Consider the following 4,296-nt stretch of genomic DNA (forward strand, 5'->3'; position numbering starts at 1 on the left):
ATCGCCTGCTGCCTGGCCGGGCTGGGGCTTATCCAGATTCCGCGCTTCGACGTGCAGCACCTGCTGGACGCCGGCAAGCTGATCGAGGTGATGCCGGCTTTTCGCGCGGCCGCCATGCCGGTATCGCTGCTGTACCCGCACCGTCGCCAGCGCTCGCGCCGCCTGGCCGTTTTCCATGACTGGTTCGCGGCCCTGATGCAGCCCCATCTGGACGGCTGAAAGGCAACCCGGCCCGCGATCCAATCCGGTGCCCGGCATGCCCGCACTCGGCGCATCCGCCGCACCAAAGCAGGGCATGCGATGCGTCCCCGTCGAGGCCCGTGTAGCGGCCGCGAAATGGCACGGAACTTGCTTTCCCAGGTTTGTATACTGAATTGGTGTGCAACGCATCCGACCCGCTCCGGGCGGTGCGCGCCCTGGAGAGTCCCTCATGAACCGCAGAACCCTGTTGTTGTCCCTTTGCACCGCCGCCAGCCTGCTGGCCGCGCCGCTGACGCACGCCGACACGCTGGACGATATCGTCAAGTCAGGCACCATCAAGATCGCCGTGCCGCAGGATTTCCCGCCCTTCGGTTCGGTGGGCGCCGACATGAAGCCCCTGGGCTATGACATCGACACCGCGCAGCTCATCGCCAAGCAGCTGGGCGTGAAGCTGGAACTGGTGCCGGTCACCAGCGCCAACCGCGTGCCGTATCTGCAGACGCGCAAGGTGGACCTGGTGATCTCCAGCCTGGGCAAGAACGCCGAACGCGAAAAGGCCATCGATTTCTCGGACGCGTACGCGCCGTTTTTCAACGGCGTGTTCGGCCCGGCCGACCTGAAGGTGGCCTCCGCAGCCGATTTGGCCGGCAAGACCATCGGCGTGACGCGCGGCGCGGTGGAAGACATCGAGCTGTCGAAGATCGCCCCTGAAACCGCCACGCTCAAGCGCTACGAAGACAACAACGGCACCATCACCGCCTTCCTGTCGGGCCAGGTGCCGATGATCGCCACGGGCAACGTGGTGGCCGCCGCCATCCTGGCGCGTAACCCGGCCAAAAAGCCCGAAACCAAGTTCCTGATCAAGAATTCGCCGTGCTACATCGGCCTGAACAAGGACGAGCCCAAGCTGCGCGCCAAGGTCAACGACATCCTGGCGGCGGCCAAGCGTGACGGCTCGCTGTCGGCAATTTCGCAGAAGTGGCTGGGCGCCGAATTGCCCAAGGACCTGTAAGTTCCGCAGGCGGCCATCATGGCGTATCAATACGATTTCGGCGCGGTGTTCGACTACACGCCGGTGCTGATTAAAGGCATCGGCGTCACCGTTGAACTGATCGCGTTCGGCGCGGTGGCCGGCGTGGCGCTGGGCATCGCCTGCGCCTGGGTCCGCACGCAGGGCCCGGCCTGGCTGCGCGCGCCGGTGGCGGCCTATGTGGAGGTGATCCGCAACACGCCGTTTTTGATCCAGTTGTTCTTCGTGTTCTTCGGCCTGCCGTCGCTGGGCGTGCAGCTGGGCGAGATGCAGGCCGCCTGCCTGGCGATGGCGCTGAACCTGGGCGCCTACAGCGCCGAGATCATCCGCGCCGGCATCGACGCCACGCCCAAGGGCCAGTACGAGGCCGGCGCCAGCCTGGCGATGACACGCTTCCAGGTGTTCCGGCACGTCGTGCTGAAGCCCGCGCTCAAGCGCATCTGGCCCGCACTGTCGTCGCAGATCGTGATCGTGATGCTGGGGTCGGCGGTGTGTTCACAGATCGCCGCCGAAGACCTGACGTTTGCCGCCAACTTCATCCAGTCGCGCAACTTCCGCGCGTTCGAGGTGTATCTGGTGACCACCGGCATCTACCTGGCGCTGGCCATCCTGCTGCGCCAGTTGCTGCGCCTGGCCGGACGGTGCCTGTTCCGCAAGGCGGCAAGATGATTGAATTCTCGACCTGGGACATCGTTCGCAACCTGCTGCTGGCCGCGCGCTGGACCATCGCGCTGTCGCTGGTGGCGTTCGTGGGTGGCGCGCTGATGGGGGTGCTGGCGCTGATGATGCGGACGTCGCGCGTGGCCGTGATGCGGCGCGCCAGCTGGGCCTATATCGAACTGTTCCAGGGCACGCCGCTGTTGATGCAGCTGTTCCTGGCGTTCTTCGGCTTGTCTCTGCTGGGCGTGGAAGTGCCGCCCTGGCTGGCGGCCGGCGCGGCGTTGACGTTGTGGTCGGGCGCGTTCCTGGCCGAGATCTGGCGCGGCTGCGTAGAAGCCATTCCCAAAGGCCAATGGGAGGCGTCGGCCAGCCTGGCGCTGGGCTACGTGCAGCAGATGCGCCATGTGGTGCTGCCGCAGGCGTTGCGCATCGCGATCGCGCCCACCGTGGGGTTTGCGGTGCAGATCGTCAAGAGCACCGCGCTGACCTCCATCATTGGATTCACGGAGCTGTCCAAGGCCAGCACCGTCATCACCAACGCCACCTTCAGCCCCTTCACCGTCTACGCCTGCGCCGCGCTGATCTACTTCGCGCTGTGCTGGCCCCTGTCGCGCCTCAGCCTCCGGCTGGAAAGGAAGTTGCATGCCCCTCATCGCCCTTGAAGACGTCCGCAAGAAATTCGGCGACAACGAAGTCCTGAAAGGGGTGACGCTACGCGTCGAACCCGGCGAGGTCATCGCCATCATCGGCAAAAGCGGCTCGGGCAAGAGCACGCTGCTGCGCTGCGTGAACGGGCTGGAGCAGATCGACGGCGGCGCCATCATGGTGGCCGACGCCCAGTTGGCCGACGATGAATTGCGCCTGCGCGCGCTGCGGCTGAAGGTGGGCATGATCTTCCAGCAGTTCAACCTGTTCCCGCACCTGACGGTGGGGCGCAACGTGATGCTCTCGCCCATGGTGGCCAAGCGCATGCCGGAAGCGCAAGCGGCCGACCTGGCGCGCGCCATGCTGACCCGCGTGGGATTGGCGCATAAATTCGACGCGTGGCCCGAAGAGCTGTCCGGCGGCCAGCAGCAGCGCGTGGCCATCGCCCGCGCGCTGGCCATGCAGCCGCTGGCGCTCTTGTGCGACGAGATCACTTCGGCGCTGGACCCGGAGCTCGTCAACGAAGTGCTGGCGGTGGTGCGCGAACTGGCGGCCGACGGCATGACCTTGCTGATGGTCACGCACGAAATGCGCTTTGCGCGCGAAGTGTGCGACCGCGTCGTGTTCATGCATCAGGGCCGCGTGCACGAGATCGGACCGCCCGAGGAATTGTTCTCGGCGCCCGCCACCCCCGAACTGCGGCAATTCCTGGGGATGACGAACCTGGCGGCTTAGGCTGCCTGAGCGGCACGACCACCATGCGCGTTAGCGGGCGGGTGCGATCGTCGCCGTAAGCGAGGTCAGCGCGAGAACCCGCGCGCCGCGATCTCCCATATGTCCTGCACCACGCCGTCGCGCACCACCACCAGCCCGTCATGCAGGTTGAAGGTGGGATCCACGTGCGAAGGCACCAGGCGCAGCACGTCGCCCAAGGCGGGCGCCTGCGCCCCTGGCGCCACGCGCACCACGCCGTGCTCGTCGTTGATGGCCGCGTAGGTCAGGCCATCGGCCTTGAACACCGCGGGCGGGCCGCATTCGGCGGTGGTGGATTTCAACCCCGCGTCCAGGATCACGCGGTCGGCGGCGGGCACGCTCATCACGGTGGACAGCACGAAGAGGCTGTTCTGGAACGTCAATGGACCATCCCACTCGTTGGCGCCGTAATCACCATCCATGAAGGCGTAAGAGCCTGCCTGCAGCTCGGTGAAAACGCCGCTTGCTGCATCGAATTCCGCGCTGCCCGTGCCGCCGCCCGTGATGACGTCGCACGCGATGCCGCTTTCGCGCAGCAACTGCGCATACGACGCCGCAATGCGCGCCGCCTGCCGGCAGACCTGCGACCGTTCTTCGCGCGTACGAAAGTGCTGCATTGACCCGTGATAGGCCTGCAGTCCGACGAAATTCACGCCCGGCAGGTCGCGCGCCTGTTGCGCCAGCGCCAGCACCAGCGCGTCGTCCGACACGCCGCAGCGGCCCTGGCCCACGTCCACCTCGACCAGCACGTCGATCTCGGCCCCGGCCTGCGCCATCGCCTGGGAAATCTGCGCCAGGTTCTGCGCGTTGTCCACGCAGACGCTCATCTTGGCGGTGCGCGCCAATTGCGCCAGCATGGCCAGTTTTGCCGGCCCGACGACTTCGTTGCTGATGTGGATGTCGCGGATGCCGGCCGCCACGAAGGGCAGGGCTTCGCTGACCTTCTGGCAGCAGATGCCGCGCGCGCCCAGCGCCAGCTGGCGCAACGCGATTTCCGGGCATTTGTG

The 4,296-nt window shown here is 66.4% G+C and carries 6 protein-coding genes; 5 read left to right on the forward strand and 1 reads right to left on the reverse strand.

The features are described from left to right. The 5 genes from ACO6D5_RS25245 to ACO6D5_RS25265 all read left to right on the forward strand — a co-directional run. Window positions 1-219: LysR substrate-binding domain-containing protein (locus ACO6D5_RS25245; protein WP_485826885.1), on the forward strand; the 219-nt coding region annotated here is incomplete at its 5' end. A 211-nt stretch (window positions 220-430) separates the two neighbouring features. Next, window positions 431-1,213, forward strand: coding sequence for a transporter substrate-binding domain-containing protein (locus ACO6D5_RS25250; RefSeq protein WP_088589836.1), 783 nt, complete (start codon window positions 431-433; stop codon window positions 1,211-1,213). Between the two features lie 18 nt (window positions 1,214-1,231). Next, window positions 1,232-1,900, forward strand: a complete 669-nt coding sequence (locus ACO6D5_RS25255; protein ID WP_485826886.1) for an amino acid ABC transporter permease — start codon at window positions 1,232-1,234, stop codon at window positions 1,898-1,900. Beyond that, window positions 1,897-2,553, forward strand: a complete 657-nt coding sequence (locus tag ACO6D5_RS25260; RefSeq protein WP_485826887.1) for an amino acid ABC transporter permease — start codon at window positions 1,897-1,899, stop codon at window positions 2,551-2,553. The genes ACO6D5_RS25255 and ACO6D5_RS25260 overlap by 4 nt, the downstream gene beginning before the upstream one ends. Then, the gene (locus ACO6D5_RS25265; RefSeq protein WP_485826888.1) at window positions 2,534-3,271 is read left to right on the forward strand and encodes an amino acid ABC transporter ATP-binding protein; all 738 of its coding nucleotides are present in this window, start codon (window positions 2,534-2,536) and stop codon (window positions 3,269-3,271) included. The genes ACO6D5_RS25260 and ACO6D5_RS25265 overlap by 20 nt, the downstream gene beginning before the upstream one ends. A gap of 65 nt (window positions 3,272-3,336) precedes the next feature. On the opposite strand, the gene ACO6D5_RS25270 is transcribed toward ACO6D5_RS25265, so the two are convergent. Further along, window positions 3,337-4,296: DSD1 family PLP-dependent enzyme (locus ACO6D5_RS25270; RefSeq protein ID WP_485826889.1), on the reverse strand; the 960-nt coding region annotated here is incomplete at its 5' end.

The organism is Achromobacter sp. (assembly GCF_057314935.1).